General features: G+C 70.1%; 17 protein-coding genes and 3 pseudogenes. 15 read left to right on the top strand and 5 right to left on the bottom strand.

Features of this window, described 5'->3' with window-relative positions; translation table 11 throughout:
- Window positions 1–281: 281 nt before the first annotated feature.
- The 4 genes from WMF12_RS15140 to WMF12_RS15125 all read left to right on the top strand — a co-directional run bounded on the left by WMF12_RS15140 (window position 282) and on the right by WMF12_RS15125 (window position 5,189).
- The gene (locus WMF12_RS15140) at window positions 282–1,094 is read left to right on the top strand and encodes a hypothetical protein (RefSeq protein WP_437872259.1); all 813 of its coding nucleotides are present in this window, start codon (window positions 282–284) and stop codon (window positions 1,092–1,094) included.
- A 65-nt stretch (window positions 1,095–1,159) separates the two neighbouring features.
- A complete protein-coding gene (locus WMF12_RS15135) occupies window positions 1,160–2,617 on the top strand; it encodes a serpin family protein (protein WP_437872258.1) in 1,458 nt (485 codons plus the stop codon).
- 118 nt (window positions 2,618–2,735) lie between these two features.
- On the top strand, window positions 2,736–3,914 hold the full coding sequence (locus WMF12_RS15130; protein WP_437872257.1) for an acyl-CoA dehydrogenase family protein: 1,179 nt from the start codon (window positions 2,736–2,738) through the stop codon (window positions 3,912–3,914).
- Window positions 3,915–3,932: 18 nt separating this feature from the next.
- Entirely contained in the window at window positions 3,933–5,189 is a 1,257-nt protein-coding gene (locus WMF12_RS15125) for an LNS2 domain-containing protein (protein WP_437872256.1), read from the top strand.
- A gap of 92 nt (window positions 5,190–5,281) precedes the next feature.
- Here WMF12_RS15125 and WMF12_RS15120 read toward each other — a convergent pair whose 3' ends face one another.
- Window positions 5,282–6,481: a vWA domain-containing protein gene (locus WMF12_RS15120; RefSeq protein WP_437872250.1), complete on the bottom strand. Its 1,200-nt coding sequence runs from the start codon at window positions 6,479–6,481 to the stop codon at window positions 5,282–5,284.
- 341 nt (window positions 6,482–6,822) lie between these two features.
- Between WMF12_RS15120 and WMF12_RS15115 the strand changes: the two genes are divergently transcribed.
- A complete protein-coding gene (locus WMF12_RS15115) occupies window positions 6,823–7,440 on the top strand; it encodes an HAD-IA family hydrolase (RefSeq protein WP_437872246.1) in 618 nt (205 codons plus the stop codon).
- A gap of 27 nt (window positions 7,441–7,467) precedes the next feature.
- Here WMF12_RS15115 and WMF12_RS15110 read toward each other — a convergent pair whose 3' ends face one another.
- Window positions 7,468–8,136 carry a DUF2293 domain-containing protein gene (locus WMF12_RS15110; protein WP_437746357.1) on the bottom strand — a complete coding sequence of 223 codons (669 nt, stop codon included), beginning with the start codon at window positions 8,134–8,136 and terminating at the stop codon, window positions 7,468–7,470.
- Between the two features lie 168 nt (window positions 8,137–8,304).
- Here WMF12_RS15110 and WMF12_RS15105 point away from each other — a divergent pair, with 168 nt between their 5' ends.
- The 6 genes and pseudogenes from WMF12_RS15105 (at window position 8,305) to arsN2 (ending at window position 11,391) form a co-directional block, all read left to right on the top strand.
- Window positions 8,305–8,889 (top strand): class I SAM-dependent methyltransferase, encoded by a 585-nt coding sequence (locus tag WMF12_RS15105; RefSeq protein ID WP_437872245.1) that lies wholly within the window; start codon window positions 8,305–8,307, stop codon window positions 8,887–8,889.
- Between the two features lie 135 nt (window positions 8,890–9,024).
- Window positions 9,025–9,834: a fumarylacetoacetate hydrolase family protein gene (locus WMF12_RS15100; RefSeq protein WP_437872241.1), complete on the top strand. Its 810-nt coding sequence runs from the start codon at window positions 9,025–9,027 to the stop codon at window positions 9,832–9,834.
- A 181-nt stretch (window positions 9,835–10,015) separates the two neighbouring features.
- Window positions 10,016–10,321, top strand: coding sequence for an ArsR/SmtB family transcription factor (locus WMF12_RS15095; protein WP_437872238.1), 306 nt, complete (start codon window positions 10,016–10,018; stop codon window positions 10,319–10,321).
- Window positions 10,314–10,544, top strand: a pseudogene (locus WMF12_RS15090) (aquaporin family protein); the annotation flags it as partial. The gene WMF12_RS15095 and the pseudogene WMF12_RS15090, both read left to right, overlap by 8 nt.
- A complete protein-coding gene (locus WMF12_RS15085; protein WP_437872233.1) occupies window positions 10,541–10,951 on the top strand; it encodes an arsenate reductase ArsC in 411 nt (136 codons plus the stop codon). The pseudogene WMF12_RS15090 and the gene WMF12_RS15085, both read left to right, overlap by 4 nt.
- Window positions 10,951–11,391, top strand: coding sequence for an arsenic resistance N-acetyltransferase ArsN2 (arsN2, locus tag WMF12_RS15080; RefSeq protein WP_437872231.1), 441 nt, complete (start codon window positions 10,951–10,953; stop codon window positions 11,389–11,391). Before WMF12_RS15085 ends, arsN2 begins: the two co-directional genes overlap by 1 nt.
- Window positions 11,392–11,449: 58 nt before the next feature.
- On the opposite strand, the gene WMF12_RS15075 is transcribed toward arsN2, so the two are convergent.
- Window positions 11,450–12,553, bottom strand: a complete 1,104-nt coding sequence (locus WMF12_RS15075) for a glycoside hydrolase family 11 protein (protein ID WP_437873854.1) — start codon at window positions 12,551–12,553, stop codon at window positions 11,450–11,452.
- A 779-nt stretch (window positions 12,554–13,332) separates the two neighbouring features.
- Here WMF12_RS15075 and WMF12_RS15070 point away from each other — a divergent pair.
- Window positions 13,333–13,491, top strand: a pseudogene (locus tag WMF12_RS15070) (TetR/AcrR family transcriptional regulator); the annotation flags it as partial.
- Between the two features lie 34 nt (window positions 13,492–13,525).
- On the opposite strand, the gene WMF12_RS15065 reads toward WMF12_RS15070, so the two are convergent.
- A complete protein-coding gene (locus WMF12_RS15065; RefSeq protein ID WP_437872229.1) occupies window positions 13,526–14,119 on the bottom strand; it encodes a TetR/AcrR family transcriptional regulator in 594 nt (197 codons plus the stop codon).
- A 119-nt stretch (window positions 14,120–14,238) separates the two neighbouring features.
- Here WMF12_RS15065 and WMF12_RS15060 point away from each other — a divergent pair, with 119 nt between their 5' ends.
- From WMF12_RS15060 to WMF12_RS15050, 3 genes and pseudogenes are all read left to right on the top strand, one after another.
- Window positions 14,239–15,012 (top strand): oxidoreductase, encoded by a 774-nt coding sequence (locus WMF12_RS15060; protein WP_437872226.1) that lies wholly within the window; start codon window positions 14,239–14,241, stop codon window positions 15,010–15,012.
- Between the two features lie 531 nt (window positions 15,013–15,543).
- A complete protein-coding gene (locus WMF12_RS15055; protein ID WP_437872225.1) occupies window positions 15,544–16,203 on the top strand; it encodes a SanA/YdcF family protein in 660 nt (219 codons plus the stop codon).
- Window positions 16,204–16,215: 12 nt separating this feature from the next.
- Window positions 16,216–16,779 (top strand): annotated as a pseudogene (locus WMF12_RS15050) (aldo/keto reductase); the annotation flags it as partial.
- 219 nt (window positions 16,780–16,998) lie between these two features.
- Here WMF12_RS15050 and WMF12_RS15045 read toward each other — a convergent pair.
- Entirely contained in the window at window positions 16,999–18,459 is a 1,461-nt protein-coding gene (locus tag WMF12_RS15045) for a serine/threonine-protein kinase (RefSeq protein ID WP_437872224.1), read from the bottom strand.
- Window positions 18,460–18,506 lie beyond the last annotated feature (47 nt).

Below are 18,506 nucleotides of genomic sequence, written 5' to 3'. Positions count from 1 at the left end.
CTCGCCCGGTCGAGCGCCGCCGACGGCTCAAGCCGCTCCCCTGCCCGATCGACGCCTGTGGCCAGCGAGGTGCGCCGGCGCGGGCAGGCCACGCCGCCGCGCGCGCCGCTCGGGGGCTTCCCGTGCACATCGGCTTTGCCTAACCGCTCTCCATTACGTTAGTGTCGACCGACTGCCGCTACGTTTCATGTTGCTCTCATGTTTCATGTTGCTCTCACGTTTCATGTTGCTCTCACGTTTCATGTTGCTTTCACCTCATGCTGCGCAGAGGAGGCAATTCGATGATGGAGAACGATATGCGGAGATGTTGCTCGGCGCTCGCTTGCGTCGTGGGGTTGCTCGCGTCGCCGGCCGCCTGGGCTCAGGATCCCGCGCCGCCCCCGGCTGATCCAGACGCAGCGGCCGCGGCCGGGGCGACGGCCGCGCCGACGCCCGCGGCGGAGCCCGCCGCGCCGGCGCCGCAGGCGAGCCAGATCCCGAGCTGGTTCCGCTTCGACGCAGACAGCCTCGGTCTCCAGCTCTGGGCCGGCGCCACGCACCAGGTCGGCCCCATCAGCCTCTCGAGCGACATCTACCTCACCACGCTGGGAACCGCGGAGTTCGACATCGGCCCCGCCTTCACGATGGGCCCTGTCATCATCAACCCGATGGTGGGTTTCTCGTTCAACTTCATGACGATGCAGCCGGCGGCGCTGGTCGCCCCGCAGCTGTTCACCTTCGTCGACTCGAAGCCCGTTTACTTCGAGTCGTGGATCCTGGGGTCGTTCTCCAGCATGTTCAACGAGAGCGTCCAGAACTACGTCTACACGCGGGACTTCCTGCTCTACTACCCCATCGACGACTTCGGCATCGGCCCGCACCTCGAGGCCACGGTCGACCTCAACGAGGTCGCGCTCGAGGACGACCCGTTGACCGCCGGTGCGGACGTCGACGAGAGCGGCCTCGCCAGCCTGCAGGTCGGCGGCGTGATCGGGCTGAACTACGGCACGGGAAACAAGCTGCTCCTGTACGTCGGCTACGAGACGCAGAAGGAGAGCCAGATCGAGGAGAAGTACAAGCTCGCCGGCCGGTTCACGTTCATCCACAACTTCTGACGACGCGCGCCGCGCGGCGGCGGGTCGAGCTTCCCACCAGCCTCGGGCGCTGGTACCGCAGCGCCATGGCCAGACCGATCTCGTTCTTCACGACAGCGCTGTGCACGTTGCTGGGGCTCGGATGTCAGGCCCGGGATAGCGTCCCGCCGGCCGCGCCGGCCCCGAGCGCGTCCGCGTGCCAGCCCGCCGACTGCGGCCCCCTCGCGATGATCGCCCGCGTCTGCGACGACGGCTCCACCGGCAGCCCGCAGTGCACGCGCGCCGAGGGCGGGGCGTGCCGGTGGGAGCACGTCTGTCCCGGCGCGAAGCCGGCCTCCGAGGCGGCGGCCCCTGGGCCGAGCGAGCCCGCCCTGCCGGACGCACAGCAGCCGGATCCGCCGCCGCCGGCCACGGCGCTCGCGGACACGAACGCCGCGTTCGCGCAGCGCCTCTACGGCAAGCTCGCCGCCACGAAAGACAAGCTCTTCTTCTCGCCGGCGAGCATCTCGACGGCGCTGGCCATGACCTACGCCGGCGCCCGCGGCGAGACGGCGGCTCAGATGGCGAAGACGCTCGAGTTCACCCTCCCGCCCGAGGCGCTCCACCCCGCGTTCGCCGGGCTCCTCAAGGAGCTGGCGCTGGCGACCGGGCCCAAGGGGCCCGAGCTCCGGATCGCCAACCGGCTGTGGGGCCAGGCCGGGCTGCCGATCGAGCCCGCGTTCCAGAGCACCACCCAGCAGCACTACGGGGCCGGGATCGAGCTCGTCGACTTCAAGGGCGGGAGCGAGCCGGCGCGGGGGCGCATCAATCAATGGGTCGAACAACAGACGAACGGGAAGATCAAGGACCTGATGCCCGCCGGCAGCATCACCGGTCTCACACGGCTCGTCCTCACGAACGCCGTCTACTTCAAGGGGAAGTGGGCGACGCCGTTCGACAAGCAGGCCACCAAGAACGAGCCGTTCACGGTCAAGCCCGGGACGGCGCCGGCCGTGCCGATGATGCGCAAGACGCTCCTGGCGGGCTTTGGAAAGGCCGCTGACGCGTCGGTGCTGGAGCTCGCGTACGAGGCGCAGAGCCCCGAGCGCCGGCTTGCCATGGTCGTCGTCCTGCCCGCGCAGGTGGACGGGCTGGCCAAGGTGGAGCAGCGCCTGGCAGCGGGGGAGCTCAAGGCGTACGTAGAGGCGCTCCATCCGGCGCGGGTCGACGTGGCGCTCCCGCGCTTCAAGATGACCGCCGAGATCGAGCTGTCGGCGACCCTGAGCGCGCTGGGCATGCCGCTCGCGTTCGACGACAAGAAGGCCGATTTTACCGGGATCACGAGGGCGGAGCCGCTCTTCATCTCCCAGGTCCGCCACAAGGCGTTCGTGGAGGTCAACGAGGAAGGGACCGAGGCCGCCGCGGCCACGGGGGTCGTCATGACGACACGGTCGGCCCCGGCGCTGCCCCAGGTGTTCCGCGCGGATCACCCGTTCGTGTTCCTGATCCGCGACGTCGCGACAGGCACCGTGCTGTTCATGGGCCGCGTGACCGACCCGCGATGACGTTCCTCCCGGCGGAGGGGGGCCGAAAGTCCGCGCGGAGCGCCAGAACCGCCGTACGATGAGCCGTTTTGCCGGGCCTTCACGGGCTCCGCCAACCCCCGATCTCAAGGAGCGAGCGATGAAGAACGAAGACGCCGCGAAGGTGCTGCATGCCGTCCGTGACCTGGCCCCCGCGATCGCCTCACGGAGCGCGGAGATCGAGGAGGCGCGGCGCCTCCCCGCGGATCTCCTCGGCCAGCTCAAGGCGGCGGGTTGCTTCCGGATGTTCGTGCCGAGGAGCCACGGCGGCCACGAGGTCGATCTGCGCACGGGGATGGACGTCCTCGAGACGCTCGCCCGGGCGGACGGGGCCACCGGCTGGACCGTGATGATCGGCTCGGAGAGCCCGAACCTCTTCGCGCTCCTGCCGCGCGAGCGCTTCGACGCCATCTACGCCGGCGGGCCGGACGTGATCATCGGCGGCGGCTTCAACGCGCAGGGGGAAGCCCACGCGACGGACGGCGGCTACCGGGTCACCGGGCGCTGGAGCTTCGCGAGCGGCTGCGAGCACGCCAGCTGGTTGTTCGGGAACTGCGTGATCATGGACGGCGGCCGCCCGCGGATGGGCCCTGCGGGCGAGGCGCTCGAGGTGCCAGAGATGCGGGGCATGCTGTTCCCGGCGAGCGAGGCGCGCATCATCGACACCTGGTCCGTGCTCGGCCTGCGCGGCACGGGCAGCCACGACATCGCGCTGGAAGGGGCCTTCTGCCCCGAGGCGAACACGTTCGATATCTTCCGGGGCCAGCCGTCGGTGGCCGGGCCGGGCTTCGCCGCGCCGGTCCTGCACTTCGTGCTCCACATGGGGGCCGTGGCCGTGGGGATCGCCCAGGGAGCGCTCGACGACGTCGTGACGCTCGCGAGCTCGGGCAAGAAGCGGCTGTATGCGCGCGCCCAGCTGGCGGACTCTCCGCTGTTCCAGGTGAACCTCGGCCGCGCCGAGACGAGCGTCCGCGCGGCGCGCGCCCTGCTGCGCGACGCGGGGGACGAGCTCTGGGACGCGTGCGTGAACAACCCCGGCGCCGCCCTCGCGATGGCGCCGCGGATCTCGGGCGCCCTGGCCTGGGTGACGGAGGTGACCGCCCGGGCCGTGGACGCCTGCTATCAGGCGGGCGGAGGCGGAGTCGCCCGGAACGCCTCGCCCGTGCAACGGCGGTTCCGGGACATTCACACCTTCTCGCAGCACGCCGCCGCCGCAGAGGGCTGGTTCGGCCAGGTCGGCGCCGCGCTCCTGGGGCAGCCGACCGGCTTCTGGACCTGAACCCTAGCGATCACCGTCGTGGTCGTGGTCGTGGTCGTGGTCGTGGTCGTCAACGGCTCGATCGTGAACGTGAACGTCACTCGGAGATCGCCGCTCTCAACTCCCACGATTCACGTCGGCCGGCGCACGACCACGTTCACGACCACGACCACGACCACGTTCACGACCACGACCACGTTCACGACCACGACCAACGCGGTAGCGGTATACGTGGACATGTTGCGCCCCGCCCCGCTCGCCCCGCTGGTCCTCGCCGCCGTCTCGTTCGTCGCCTGCGCCGGTGACCCGCGCCAGGCGGATGCTCCCGCGCCGCCGCGGCCCCGGGCAGGCGCCTGCTCGGCCCGTCCGGCCTGCGACGCGCCGCCGCCGGCTGCCCTGCCGCGCGGGTTCAGACACACGCGCTCGCGCCTCGTCGCGGCCGGGTGGCCGCGCCACCGCGGGCGCGACCTCTTCGCCCGCGCCGACGGGCCCCAGTGGGCCATCGCGAAGCTCGCTTACGGGCCGCAGGACGACGATCTCGAGGACGAGGACGTCGAGGCCTACCTGCTCCGCGGCTGCAGCGGCGCCTGGGAGCGGCTCGGCACCTTCCGGACGAGCGACGACGACCACCCGCATCCGACCACGGAGGGGATCCCGGACACCGGCGGGCGCGTCTACATCGACCTCGCCGCGGGCCGGCGCCTCGAGGTCGGCCGGCACCGCGTCCACCTCGCCGTGGCCGGCGACGCCACGAGCGCGGATCTGTTCATCGAGATCCTCCCGCCCGGCGCGCAGGTGGCCGTGACCGACGTCGACGGGACGCTCACGTCGAGCGAGGTGGCGGTCGTGAGCGAGCTCGTCGGCGGCGGCCCGCCGGCCGCCCACCCCGGCGCGGCGGAGGCGATGCGCGCCCTCGCCGAGAGCGGGATCTACCTTTTCTATGTGACCGCGCGCCCCGAGTGGCTCGTGGGCAGCACGCGGATCTGGCTGCGAGAGCAGGGCTTCCCGCCGGGCATCCTCCACACCACCATCGGCGTCACCGGCGCGTTCGGCGGCGCGGCGGCCGAGTACAAGACGATCGAGCTCGGATGGCTCAAGGCGCGCACGGGCATCGTGCCCTCCTTCGGCTTCGGCAACATGCCGAGCGACGTGGCGACGTACACGGCCGCCGGGATCCCCGCCTCGCGGTGCTTTTATTACAAGCTCGGCGGCGATCTCCGCGGCGGCGTGCCCCACGAAGACTACCGGGGCCTCGCCCCGGCGCTCTTCAGCCCACAGGCCGCCTGCGCGCCCTGAGGGAAGCGCTCGCGACGCGGGCCTGCGCGCCCCGCGCCACGCGCCACGCCAGCGGCGGGCGCGCCCGGATCAGGGAGCGCCCCCGCCGCCGATCACTGCGGGATGTCGATCACGTCCTCGCAGGTGAAGTCGACGCCCAGGGACGCCTCGGGATCGGACTGTATCGCGCCGCACACGCTCTCGCAGAGCTCGATCTGCGTCGGGTTCGACGGATTGTCGTAGCGCCAGGCGTCGGCGCTCGCGCACTCCTGATCGTACGCGACGGCCTTCGGCTGGCCCCCTCCGCTCGTGTACGTCACGCGCACCCGCTGCTTGTCGAACGTCCGCCCGTCGGGAGCGGCCGGGATCGCGACCGTGCACGACACCGAGGCGCCGCGGATCTCGTCGATCGCCGCCCTGAACGCGGTCGCGGTCGCGTCGGGGTTGCCGGTCTCGATGATGAACGCCTTCCCCGTGCCGCCCGCCACGGCGATGTCGCGCAGGTTGTCGACGTTCCCCGGCTCGTCCTCCGGCGGGTTCGCCACCCCGATCACGTAGGTCGGGACGTTGTCCTGGCGCGCCCCCTCGACGCGCTCGACGACGGCCTCGATGCTGTCCGCGTCTCCGCCGCAGCGCTGCGGGTAGCCGTCGGTCACGAGCACGAGCGCGTACTTCCCGGGGTTCTCCTGGCGCTGCGCCTCGATGAAAGTCACCGTCCCGTCGACCACGAACGCCGTCGGCGTGCTCGTGCGCCAGTCTTCGTCGCGCGCGGGCGTGACATCGTCGATCGCCTCGCCGAACGCCTCGGAGGGCAGCGGCGTCATCTCGACGTCCGGCGTGCGGTAGGTTCTGGCGTCGCACATCCGCCGCTCGCCGGGGAAGAACGTGAGCGAGGCGGTGAGCCCCGCGGACGCCGGATCCTTGAAGAACTGCTTGGTCGCGGCGACGACGGGATCCCACTTGAGCTCCTTGCTGTGCGAGGGCCTGTCGTTCATCCCCATGCTGCCTGACACGTCGAACGCGACAGCCAGGTACACGGGCTGGAGCCCGGCCTGGGCCGATTGCGTGGCGCACGCCTCGCCGGCCCCGGTCGAAGGGCCTGCGCCGCTGCTGGGGTCGCCTGAGCCGGCGCCGCTGCCCGAGGTCACCCCCCCTGAACCGAAGCCGTTGTCGTCGCCTCCGCTCCCATTACCCGAGCTGTTCCCGGCGCCCGAGCCGCTCTGATTGAGACTCTCGTCGTCACCACCGCCGCCGCACGCCGCGCTGGCCACGGCGACCGTGAACAAGGCAATGCCCATCGCAGGCAATCTCATGGCCTGACTCCTTTTTAAGTAAGTGCCGGCGCTGCGCGCCGGTAGCAAAGCAGACCGCCACACGCGACCTCAGGAGCCGGCGCATCGCCGGACCACGCTCCTGAGAACTCGCCACCCATGCCGAGTATAAGCCATCGCGCAGCGCATTGCGAGATGCGCTTACTCAAAGTTCGTATCAGTTTCGTGACATCGTGTCGGTTCGCGCTGGTTTGCGCTGGTTCGCGTTGGCTCGCGCTGGCTCGCGCGCCCTCAGCGCAACTCGCCCGTGTGGCCGCACGCCTGTGCGCCTGTGTGACCTGTATGCGCACACAGGCGCGCGCCGGTGCTACGGTTCGCGCCTGATGGTCCGCGCAGTGTGTTTCGATCTGATGGACACCGTCCTCTACGACCCGTACCGGGAGGCGCTCGCCGCGGCGATCCGGTCCGCCGCGCCCGCCGCGCGCGCCGCGCCCCCCGAGATTGCAAAGCACCGCGACCCCACGTGCTGGCCTGCGTTCGAGATCGGCGAGATCGATGAGGCCGAGTTCGCTCGCCGGTTCTTTCGTGAAGGCGCCGAGGGGTTCTCGTTCGACCTCGACGCGTTCAACCGGGTGCGCCGCGCGGGATATCGCTTCTTGCCCGGCGTGCGGGAGATAGTAGCGTCGCTCGAGGGCCGCTCGCTCAGGTTCGTGGCGAGCAATTACCCCGTGTGGGTCGAGGAGGTGCGCGAGGCGTTCGCGCTCGACGTCCTGTTCGAGGGGGTCTATTCGAGCCATCACCTGGGCGTGCGCAAGCCGGCGCGCGAGTTCTTCGATCGGCTCATGACGCGCATCGGGGTCGGCGCGGGCGAGTGCCTGTTCGTCGACGATCGCGCGGAGAACTGCGAGGCGGCGGCCGCGGTCGGGATGCGCGCGCACGTGTTCGACGGGGCCGCGGGGCTGCGCGCGCGGCTTGTCGGCGAGGGGCTGCTCGGCGCGTGACGGGCTCGCCCCGCGCCGCCCCGCGCGTCAGAGCGCCGCGCAGAGCGGGCACGACGCGCCCGCGTGCGGCGCGTCGCCGCGATGGAGATCGAGGATGGCGCGGGAGATCTGCGCGAGCTCGCGCCGCACCTCGCGGCGCATCCCCTTCACGCGCGGGATGACCATCGCGTCGTAGGCCGTGGTCTGGTGCCGCATCCAGGCGATCACGGCCGACTCGGCGCGCTGCGCGACCGGGATCCGCTCGGTGCGGGCGACGGTGCCGCTGCCGACCGGCGTGGCGTGCAGCGTCACCTTGGTCGCGATCGCACGCGCGAGCGCCGCGTAGCGCGGCGAGAACCGGAGGAACGCGGCCACCGCCGCTTCGAACTCGCGCACGTACTCCTCCTGGTCGCGCTCCCTCCGCCGGGCGTCCGCCTCCCGCTTCTTTGCGTACGCGGGCGTGCTGCGCTCGGCCTCGAGCGCAGCGCGGGCGGCCTCGATGGTGGCGGCCGGCGCCCAGAGACCCCGGGAGAACGTCTTTCTCCCGCGCTTCTCGACGACCATCCAGGACGGGCCCGCGAGCTTCACCCGGCGGGTGAGCCCGGGGTCGCCCGGGGGAAGGCACACCCAGCCTTCGGGCGGCGAGAGCAGCGCGCCGTCGGGCGCGCGGAAGCGGCGGGGATCCGGGGTCGGGGCCAGGGTCAGGCACTCGGGCATGGCAAACCGCCGGCGTGCTAGGCCAGCTCATGCCGCGCGTCCAGAAGACGCCGGCCGCCGCCGTCGCCCCGCGCCGAAGCGGCCCCGCTGGAGGATGGTACGCTCCGCGCCAGCGAGGGGCGCTCACCGGTGTTCGCCCCGGCGCGGCCAACAGGACAGGAGGACAGCGTGTCGGACGACGATCGCACGAGGTGGGACGCCCGCTACCGCGAGGGCGGCGGCGATCCGGGGGAGCCTTCCGCCGTGCTCACGGCGCTCGATCCGCTCCTGCCCCGGCGCGGGCGCGCGCTCGACCTGGCGGGCGGCGCGGGTCGTCACGCCCTGTGGCTCGCGCGGCGCGGGCTCGACGTGACGCTGGCCGACATCTCCGAGGTCGGGCTCGGCATCGCGCGGACCGCCGCGGCGAGAGAAGGGCTCGCGCTGCGTACGGTGGCGCTCGACGTGGAGCGCGACCCGCTCCCTGCCGGGCCGTGGGACCTCCTCCTGATCTTCTACTTCCTCGAGCGCAGGCTCGCGGCCTGCGCGGCGGAGCTCGCCCCGGGCGGCCACCTCGTCGTCGTGCACCCGACGCGGTCGAACCTGCTGCGGCGCGCGCACCCGAGCGCGCGCTGGCTGCTCGATGACGGCGAGCTGCCGGCGCTCCTCGGCGACGCGCTCGAGGTCGTCCGTTACGAGGAAGGGTGGCTCGAGGAAGGGCATCACGAGGCTCGCCTCGTCGCGCGACGTCGGGGCGTCGCGGCGCCTCCTCGGTGACGGCGGCCCGCCGCCGACGTCGCGCGACGACCATGACGCACGAGCTCCGCGCTGGCGGGCGCCCGGCGCTCGTACGTCGCGGTGCGCGGGTCCCCAACGCTTGCCGCGACGCGAAGATCGCGCTTTGCTCGCGCCATGCGCTTCGCTCGCCTCGCGCCTCCCGATCAGGATCGCCCCGCCTTCTTCGCCCGCCTCGACGGCGCAGCCGCGCTCGTCCTGGACGCTCCGCCCTGGCTCGGCGGCAAGACCACGGGGGAGGCCGTGGCGTGGACCGACATCGATCTCGCCTGCCCCGTGGCCCCCACGAAGATCGTGTGTGTGGGGCGCAATTACGCCGCGCACGCGCAGGAGCTGGGCAACGACGTCCCGGTCGAGCCGCTCCTCTTCCTCAAGCCGCCCTCGGCGCTCATCGGTCCTGGCCAGTCCATCGTGCTCCCTCCGGAGAGCCAGCGGGTCGAGCACGAGGCGGAGCTCGGCGTGATCATCGGCCGCCGCGCCCGGGCCGTGCGGCCGGAGGACGCGCTGGACCACGTGCTCGGGTACACCTGCCTGGGCGACATCACCGCGCGGGATCTGCAACGGAAGGACGTGCAATTCACGCGGGGCAAGGGGTTCGACACGTTCTGCCCCGTGGGGCCGTGGATCGAGACGGCGCTCGATCCTGCGGCGCTCCGCGTGCGGGCAGTCGTGAACTCCCAGGTGCGGCAGGACGGCATGACGGCGCAGATGATCTGGGGAGTCGCCGAGCTGGTCGCGTACATCAGCCGGGTGATGACCCTGGAGCCTGGCGACGTCATCGCGACCGGGACGCCCCAGGGCGTGGGGCCGCTCGTGTCCGGCGACGAGCTCGTCATCGATATCGCCGGCGCCACGGCCGAGGCGCGCGGGATCGGCGCGCTGCGGGTGTCCGTGGCCGCGCGGGGAGACGGCGCGAGCGCGCGCTAGGGCCGCGTCATCGAGGTTCCTCCCTGGGGTGAGGTCGTACTGAGCTGCCCGGACACGGACGAGCACCGCCGACTGGTGGAAGCTGCAAACCGCGGGCGAGCTGGGTACCCTCTGGCGGCTTCTTCGATTTTTGTGGAAGCAAGGCCTTGCGCCCGTACTACGAGATCCGTAGAACTAGTGCGTGCCGTCGACCCTGGAGCGTCACGCTGAACAGCTGGCCGCGCTTGGCCACCCGGTGCGCCTCGCAGTTTTGCGTTTCGTGGTGCAGGCCGGCGCGGATGGCGCGTCCGCCGGCGACATCCAGGCGCACATGCACATGCCTGCGTCCACGCTGAGCCATCACCTGAAGCGGCTTGTCGACGCCGGCGTTCTGCAGACGCGCGGTGAAGGAACGTTCCACTTCTACAGCGCCGATTACGCGGCGCTTCGCGGCCTCACAGACTACCTCTGGGAGGACTGCTGCAAGCGCGGGAAGGGCTGCTGCTAATTGGTTCACCGCGTCAACTTCATTCGCTAACCCTGCAGTCACCCTCGCCCGCGCCGCAACCGACACGTTCGCTGGCATCCGTCCCATCGACACCCTGGGCTTCATCATCGCCCAGGTCGCCGGCGCTGCTGCCGCGACAGTGTTCTTCCGCTGGCTGGTGCCAAGCCTGCCCCAGCGCGCATCCGATGTCGTCGTGCCGCGGGAGGAGGCCCGCACGTCATGACAACCACACCGAAGCGGATCCTCTTTGCATGCATCCACAATGCGGGCCGATCGCAAATGGCCGCGGCATGGTTCAACGCCCTGGTCGACCCCTCGAAGGCACGCGCCATCTCCGCCGGCACCGAGCCTGGCTCGCGCGTTCACCCTGAGGTGCGCGAGGTGATGCAGCAGGTCGGGATCGACCTGTCCGGGTCGACGCCGCAGAAGCTCACGGACACGCTCGCAGCGGACGCGCACCTGCTGATCACGATGGGCTGCGGCGAAGCGTGTCCGGCGGTCCCAGGCCTGCGCCGCGACGACTGGCCGCTGGAGGATCCGAAGGGAAAGCCGCTGGAGCGCGTCCGTGCCATCCGCGACGAGGTGAAGGCACGCGTCGAGACGCTCATCGCAGCCGAGGGGTGGGGATGATGAGCAACGCGAAGATCGACCCTGCTGCGGCGGGCGATCTCGACGTCGTTCGGGAGCTCCTTGCCCAATCGGAGCTTCCGACCACCGGCCTCCTCGACCAGTTCCCCGCCGCATACGTCGTCATGCGGCGCGGCCTGGAGCTCGTCGGCGTCGCTGGGCTCGAGACGTACGGACGAGCCGGCCTTCTGCGCTCCGTGGCCGTGGTGCGGACGCTTCACGGGCGAGGTATCGGTCAGGCCCTCATCGCCAACCGCATCGACGCTGCACGGGCAAAGGAGCTCGAGGCCGTTTACCTTCTGACCACGACCGCGGCGGACTACTTCCGGGGGCTGGGCTTCACCTCGGCGTCGCGCGAGACGGTTCCAGCCGACCTCGCCGCCTCCCCGGAGTTCGCGGGAGCCTGCCCGGCCTCGGCGACCTGCTTGATGCTCTGCTTGTGATGCCAGCGAGCCAGCGCGGCTGGTCTCCTGCCCGCAGACGACGCTCGAACCCCAGCGCTCATCTCATGGACACGCTCACATCAGCCCTTCCGCTGCTCTGATATCCTTCCACGAGCATCGAGACCTCGCTCAAGCTCCCCATGTTCATCCCCAGCCTCTGCCATGCGTCAAAGTGGTTGGCGACGGTGATGGTTCCGCTCGTCCGCTTCTGCTTACGAACGCTCCAGAACTGATAAGGGGCATTGATGCCATCGATCGCAAGCACTTCGGATCGCTGGGTTTTGTAGATGTCATAGACGCCTCCGTCGCTCGTGACGGTGCCCATGGTTCCTGGTCCGCCAGGGGGACGCCAGGTGCCCCAGCCATCAATGATATAGTATTCCACGGCCGGGCTCTTCGTCCACCCGTAGACACCCAGGAAGGAATTGCCGCCTGGCTGAAAGTCGGCCTCATAGGTCACGATCTGATTCCGTGACCCGGGCCTCAGCCCCTTACGCCCCAGCAAATTATTGATGTTGCTCCATTCCAGGCTGAAGCCATCCGCGGTGTTGGTCAGGCATCCGGTCCCCTGGTCCTTCCAGAGTTGATAGTAGAAGCCGCAGTGGTCGCCAGTTTGATTGCTGCAGACCGGCTGTTCGGATGTCGTGCACGTGTCGGGCGCGCCGCCGGCCCCACCCTCCCCGCCGGCCCCGCCGGCCCCGCCGGCCCCGCCGCCGCCCGTGCCCGAGCTGCTGCTCGACGACGAGCTCGCGCTGCTGCTCGACGACGAGCTCGCGCTGCTGCTCGACGACGAGCTCGCGCTGCTGCTCGACGACGAGCTCGCGCTGCTGCTCGACGACGAGCTCGCGCTGCTGCTCGACGACGAGCTCGCGCCTCCGCTGCCGGCGACCGATACGAGCGAAGGCTTGCCGGAGCCGTTCGCGCAGAACCCGAACGTCATCGAGGCATTCGGCCGCAGATTTCCGTTCCAGCTCAGGTTCGAGGCGGTGAGCTGCCCGTTCGATGAGGCGAAGGTCGCGTTCCACTGGTTGGCCACCGTGGCGCCGTTGAGGCCGACCACCACGCGCCAGCTGGTGGTGTTCTGCTGGCTCGTGTTCTTGACCGTCACGTTCGCGCAGTAGCCACCCTGCCACTGAGACTGAAATGCGAGTTCCGCGGACATCGTGCCGTCCGAGCTGTTCAACGCGGAGTTCAGGACATTGAGGTCCTCGTCCACGATGTGCTCGACGTTGCACGCCAGCAGGCTGCATCCGATCGAAGCGGCGAAGTAGCCAAGCAAGGGAGCGATGCGCATTGAAGGTTTCTCCAGGAGGGTCCGGTGGAGTCGCGGGCTTCTGCTCGAGATGGATTGATGAACCATCGAGACGCCTGCGCGCCCTCGATCCATTGGTTAAGATTCAGAATTTCCGGCCAGCGCGCTCATGATCCCGGTGTTCACGAATGCACCCGTGAGCCGGCGCAGACCCCATGCCCTGGTGCTCACGACGCTCGTCGAACAGACGCGCACACACGAATACGCCGTGTGATGGTGCCGGGCACCAGCTCGCAGAAAGCAAGAGCAACTCGGACGCGCAGCCGCAAGAAGCAAGTGATCCCGGCAGTAGCCCCCCTCGGAGTCGGCCCTTGAGCGATCCTGCAACCGACTGCGGCGCCCGGCTGAGAGAGGTCCGGACCGCCAAGGGGAGTTTGGAATAGTCTTACAACCATGAGGCGAAAGTCAAGGGCGCTTTCTTCATCTCGGCCAATTCGCCCTGGGAAAATTGCAAGATCACAGTCACGCTGCATGCGTGGGTTCAATCATCGAAGCATCGTTGAAGCGGCGAGCGCGACGAGGGCATCGCCGAAACCTCCGAAGAGCAAGCCGACGAAGCCGGGGTCCGGCGCTGCGGTAGCCGTGAGCGTGGAGCGCGACGGCGCGCCGCTCGCGCCCCCCTCGGAGGCGAGTGCGCCGGCCGCGGCGAGCTTCCAGCATCGCCCGACGCCCACGCACGCGCCCGTTTCGTGCAGACGGTCCAGAACGGCATGTCGATTCTGGCCCGCGATGGGGCGAGCCGCGCCGAGTTGGAGGCGGTGGCCCGCGTCGCGATGCTGAACTGGGACGTGGTCGGCCGAGTCGCACGCGCGCTCGAAGGTTTCAGCTCCGAGCCCGAGGTCGGCGTCGTGCTCGGCCACCACTGCTCGCTCGATCTGTCAGGATCGCGCTCGTGACAATCTCGAAGAGATGATCGGCGCGTCGACCAATCGACGGTTGGTCGCCGAGCCACGCCAGCGCCGCGATCAGCGCGAACAGCTCCGTGCCGTCGATGTCGCTCCGCGCCTTGCCTTCAGCTTGCGCGCGGGTGAGGAGTCGCGTGCCTGCCGCGCGCACCGCGACGCACGAAGCGTGGAGGGCGGACTTCGGGTCATCGAGGGCGGCGATCATCAACGCCGTGATGCCGTGATAATTGCGCGTGAACGCGACCGCATCGCGTAGCCACGTCACGAGCGCATCGTCCGGCGCGCTCGAAGTTTCGAGCTCGGACGCCTGCGCCGTCATGTCGTCGAGACTCGTGCGAAGCAGCGCCTCGAGCAACGCCTCTCGCGTCGGGAAGTGACGGTACAGCGTGCCGAGGCCGACGTCGGCTCTGCGGGCGACGTCGCGCAGCGATGCGTCGGCCCCCTGCTCTTTGACGACGGCGCGCGCGACAGCGAGCAGGTGGTCGTAGTTCTTCTTGGCGTCAGCACGCATGGGACTCTCTTGACAAAAGGAGCACCGCTCCGCATATGTGGATCACTGCTCCGAATACAGGGAGCACTGCTCCGGAAAGAATAGCCCATCCACGCGTCGTTCTCGATGAAAGGAACATCATGTTCAGCAAGCTCGATCTCTCGAAGGAACTCATCGGTCGCCGCGCGCTCGTCACCGGAGGCTCGCGCGGCATCGGCGCGGCGATCGCGCAACGCCTTCTCGACGCAGGCGCCAAGGTCGTCGTCTCCGCGCGGTCGCGCAACGAGGAGACGCCCGCGGTGGCGACGTTCGTTGCCGGCGACATCCGCACCAGCGAAGGGGTGAACGCGATCGCGTCGGGGGCGCTCGCAGCCCTCGGTGGGCTCGACATCCTCGTGAACAATGCGGGTGGGTCGAACGGATTCCCGGAAGGCGCCGCCTCGATCCCGGAAGGGGAGTGGCAGGACGTCTTCGCGTTGAACCTCTTCTCGTCGGTCCGCCTCACCAACGCGGTGCTGCCGGCGCTCCGCGAATCGAAGGCGGCCGCGGTCGTGAACATTTCCTCGACGGCCGCGACGATGGGGGCCGGGGCAGGCCCCTTCGCCCACTACAGCGCGGCGAAAGCGGCGCTCGACGCCTACTCGCGCGTCCTCGCCGTCGACCTCGCGCCGAGCAATATCCGCGTGAACGTCGTGACCCCCGGACCGGTGACGACCGTGGGCTCGGACGCGGTCCGGAAGACGTTCGGCGACGCGATGGGCGTCCCCGCCGAGGCCTGGCTCCAGTCGGTGCCGCTCGGCCGCTGGGGTGCCACCGACGACATCGCGGAGGTCGTCGCGCTGCTCGTATCGGATCGCGGCAAGTGGTTGACCGGCGTGAATTACCGCGTCGACGGCGGAATGACGGCGCGCTGACCATCCAGACCCTCGATGGCCTCGTCGCCCGGTGCCGCAAGGACCGCGCTCGCGAAGCTGCGCACGCTTTCGAGACGCTTCAGGTCGAGGGGCAGCATCTCGAACTCGGCCTGGAGAGCTGCCGCCGAGTGCGTCGATGAGCTCGTCGACGGCGCTGCGGCTGCGGTAGTTGACGACCGCCGACGCGCCGAGGGAGCGTACGTAGTCGAAGTTGTGCGGTCGACCCGAGGCGCCCCGACAACCGGCGACTGGGCGGTCTAAGGGGCATTCAACGTCCTGGCCTCTGGGACAGACGCCCCGTGAGGAGCGCCTCCGCGTCTCTGCGAGCGCGGAGGCCGTGCGGGCGTTCCGGCGCGACGTGGGTCTTTGATCGCGTGAACACATGAACCCGTGATCGCGCGCCGCGTCCTTCCGGCGCGCCAGAATACGCGCGCCGGACGGCGCGTTGAGCCGGGCGTGCTCCTAAAGCCTCGCCCGGCCCGGCCTCGCCTCGGCGCGTCGACCCCTCGACGGCTCGCCTATCGCACGCTCGTGACCCTGGTGTTGCTGCTGCTCGTCGGGGGCGCTGCCCTGGCCTTCGCGCGCCTCTGGGTCCTCCGGTCGGCGCGCATCTACCGCGAGCTCGACGCCGTACCGCGGGGCGAGGTGGCCATCGTCCCGGGCGCGCTCGTGTGGCCGGACGGAACGCCGTCGGCGGCCCTCGAAGATCGGCTCGCCGCGGCCCTCGATCTGTACCGCGCCGGCAAGGTGCGGCGCGTCCTGGTCTCCGGGGACCACGGGCGTGTCGGGTACGACGAGCCCAACGCCATGCGCGCGTGGCTCGTCAGCCGGGGCGTGCCTTCCGAGGACGTGTTCATGGACCATGCGGGCCTGCGCACGCTGGACACGATGCAGCGCGCCGCGCGCGTCTTCGGCGTGCGCGACGCGGTCGTGTGCACCCAGGGCTTTCACCTGCCGCGCGCCCTGTACCTGGCGCGCGCGGCGGGCTTCCCCGCGGTGGGCTACGCCGCCGACCGGCGCGTCTACGCGAACGCCGACCGCGACGCACGGCGCGAGCTCCTCGCCACGGCGCTGACGCTCATCGACACCTGGTCAGGCCGCGGGCCGCGTTTCCTGGGGCCGCCGGTGCCCATCCAGGGCGACGCGAGCGCTTCCCACGACGCGTGGACGCGCGGGTTACCCCCAGGTTAGCGGAGGAGATCGATGGAGTTCAGAGTGCTGGGCGGGTCAGGGTTCAAGGTTCCGGTGCTGAGCCTCGGGACGGGGACGTTCGGCGGAGGGAACGAGTTCTGGGACAGCTGCGGCGGGATCGACGTGGCCTAGGCGATCCGGCTGGTCGACATCTCGCTCGAGGCCGGGATGAACATGTTCGACAGCGCGGACATCTACTCCAATGGGCTCGCGGAGGAGATCCTCGGCCAGGCTATCAAGGGCCGGCGGGATCAGGTCATCATCTCCACGAAGGCGACCTTCCGGAGCGGCTCCGGGCCGAACGACGTCGGCTCGTCGCGGTATCACCTGGTGAGGTCCGTCGAGGGGGCCCTGCGACGGCTGCAGACGGACCATATCGATCTCTTCCAGCTTCACGGCTTCGACGCGCTCACGCCGCTCGAGGAGACGCTCGGCACGCTCGACGATCTCGTTCGAGCGGGGAAGATTCGCTATCTCGGCTGCTCGAACTTCTCAGGCTGGCACCTGATGAAGTCGCTGGCGGTTTCGGAGAAGTATGGTCTTTCTCGGTACGTGGCGCACCAGGCCTACTACTCATCGGCTGACCTCACCGTGGCCCGCCGCCGTGCGCGGCGGGCCAGACGACGGGCGGCCCGCGGCGCCGCGCCGTGAGGGCCCAAACGTGCGTCGTCGAGGACGGGCTACATGGGATCCGGTACTGCACCACGACGTCCGGTGTGGATTATTGCTGGTGCTTCCCGGACGATTCTCTCGCTGGCCCCGTACCCGCGTGAGGCCCGCGAGGAGGGCGCTCGCTCAGACCCCAGCGCCCTCCCGGAGCACGATCGTCACGTGCGACAGCCCTGTCCCGCCGAGGAGCATCGCCTTCACGAGGAACTCGACCATCGTGTCGAGGCACTCGGCGGGCGAGAAGCCCGCCCTCCCCGCCCCGAGCAGCGGCAGCGCCATGTTCCGGAGCTTCATCGTGTCCGCGTGATAAAAGCACCCTTCCAGGAGCCGCAGGATGAGGTCGCGCGTCGGCCTGTAGGTCGCCACGTGATCCCAGTCGAGCGTGATCGCGTGGAACACGAACCGCGCGTTCAACCTGCCAGCGGAGCTGACCACCACCCCGCCGTGCCGCACGGGAACGTACTTGCGCGTCTCCATGTGGCACACGCCGCCGCTCGCGTGGTTCAGGGCGAGCGCCACGCCGCCCGACATGGTGAGCTGCCCGTCGTCCGCGCTCACGAGCGCGTCGGCCGACACGCCTGCGATGTTCGCGCGCACGATCGAGAGCGTCCTGTCCCCGTGGAACTGGAAGGCCGTGACCGGCCCCGCAGGGCCGCCCGACAGGAGGGCGGGCCGGAAGCGCTTGTACTGCTCCATGTACACGCGGAGCGTCAGATCGTGCGGGTCCCCCCAGCGGGTGCTCTGGGCGCCCACGAGGGCGGTGTCGATCTCGTCGAAGGACTGGAAGCGGTCCTTCGGGTCCTTGGCCAGGCAGCGCTCCAGGACGGCCTGCACGTCCTCGTCGAGCTCGGGACGGAGCGCCCGCGGCCGGGCCGGGATGTCCTGCCGGTGCGCGAGCAGGAGCGGCAGGAGCTCCTGCTCCTCGAACGGCCGCTGGCCCGTGGCCGCGTGGTAGAACGACGCGCCATAGCTGTAGATGTCCGCGCGAGTGTCGCTCTCCTGCGGGCTCCACGCCTGCTCCGGCGCCATGTAAAATGGCGTCCCCAGCACGGTGCCCATCGCGGTGAGGGGCTGCTCCCGGAGCGCCGAGGGCCCCGTCGTGGCGGTCAGGCGCGCGAGGCCGAAATCGGCGACCTTCAGCTCCCCTGACGGCGCGATCAGCATGTTCGACGGCTTCAGGTCGCGGTGCATCACGCCGAGCTCGTTCGCGGCGGCCATCCCCCGCGCCGCATGGAGCATGTAGCGCCGCAGATCGTCGAGCGGCAGCGGTCCATCCTGGAGCCGCGCGGCCAGCGACGGGCCGCCCACGTACTCCATGACCATGAACGGCGATCGGCTCGAAAGGAAGCCGAAGTCGTAGCAGCTCACCACGTGCGGCGACTTGATGAGCGCCGAGATGCGCGCCTCGCGCAGCATCCGCTCCCCGGCGTTCGGATCCGTGTGCCCGGTGAGCACCTTGATCGCGACGACCCGCGCGAGCGCGAGGTGGCGCGCGCGGAAGACGGCGCCCATCGAGCCCACGCCGAGCAGCCCCTCCACGCTGTACCGGCCCGCGAGCTCCTTGCCCAGCGTCGACGCGTCGATCATGAATGGACCATCGCTTGCACCAGCGATGATGTTCGGAACCCCGGGCG

The organism is Sorangium sp. So ce363 (genome assembly GCF_051520435.1).
GTDB classification, from domain to species: domain Bacteria; phylum Myxococcota_A; class Polyangia; order Polyangiales; family Polyangiaceae; genus Sorangium; species Sorangium cellulosum_B.
This window is presented reverse-complemented; position numbering and strand designations above follow the sequence as displayed.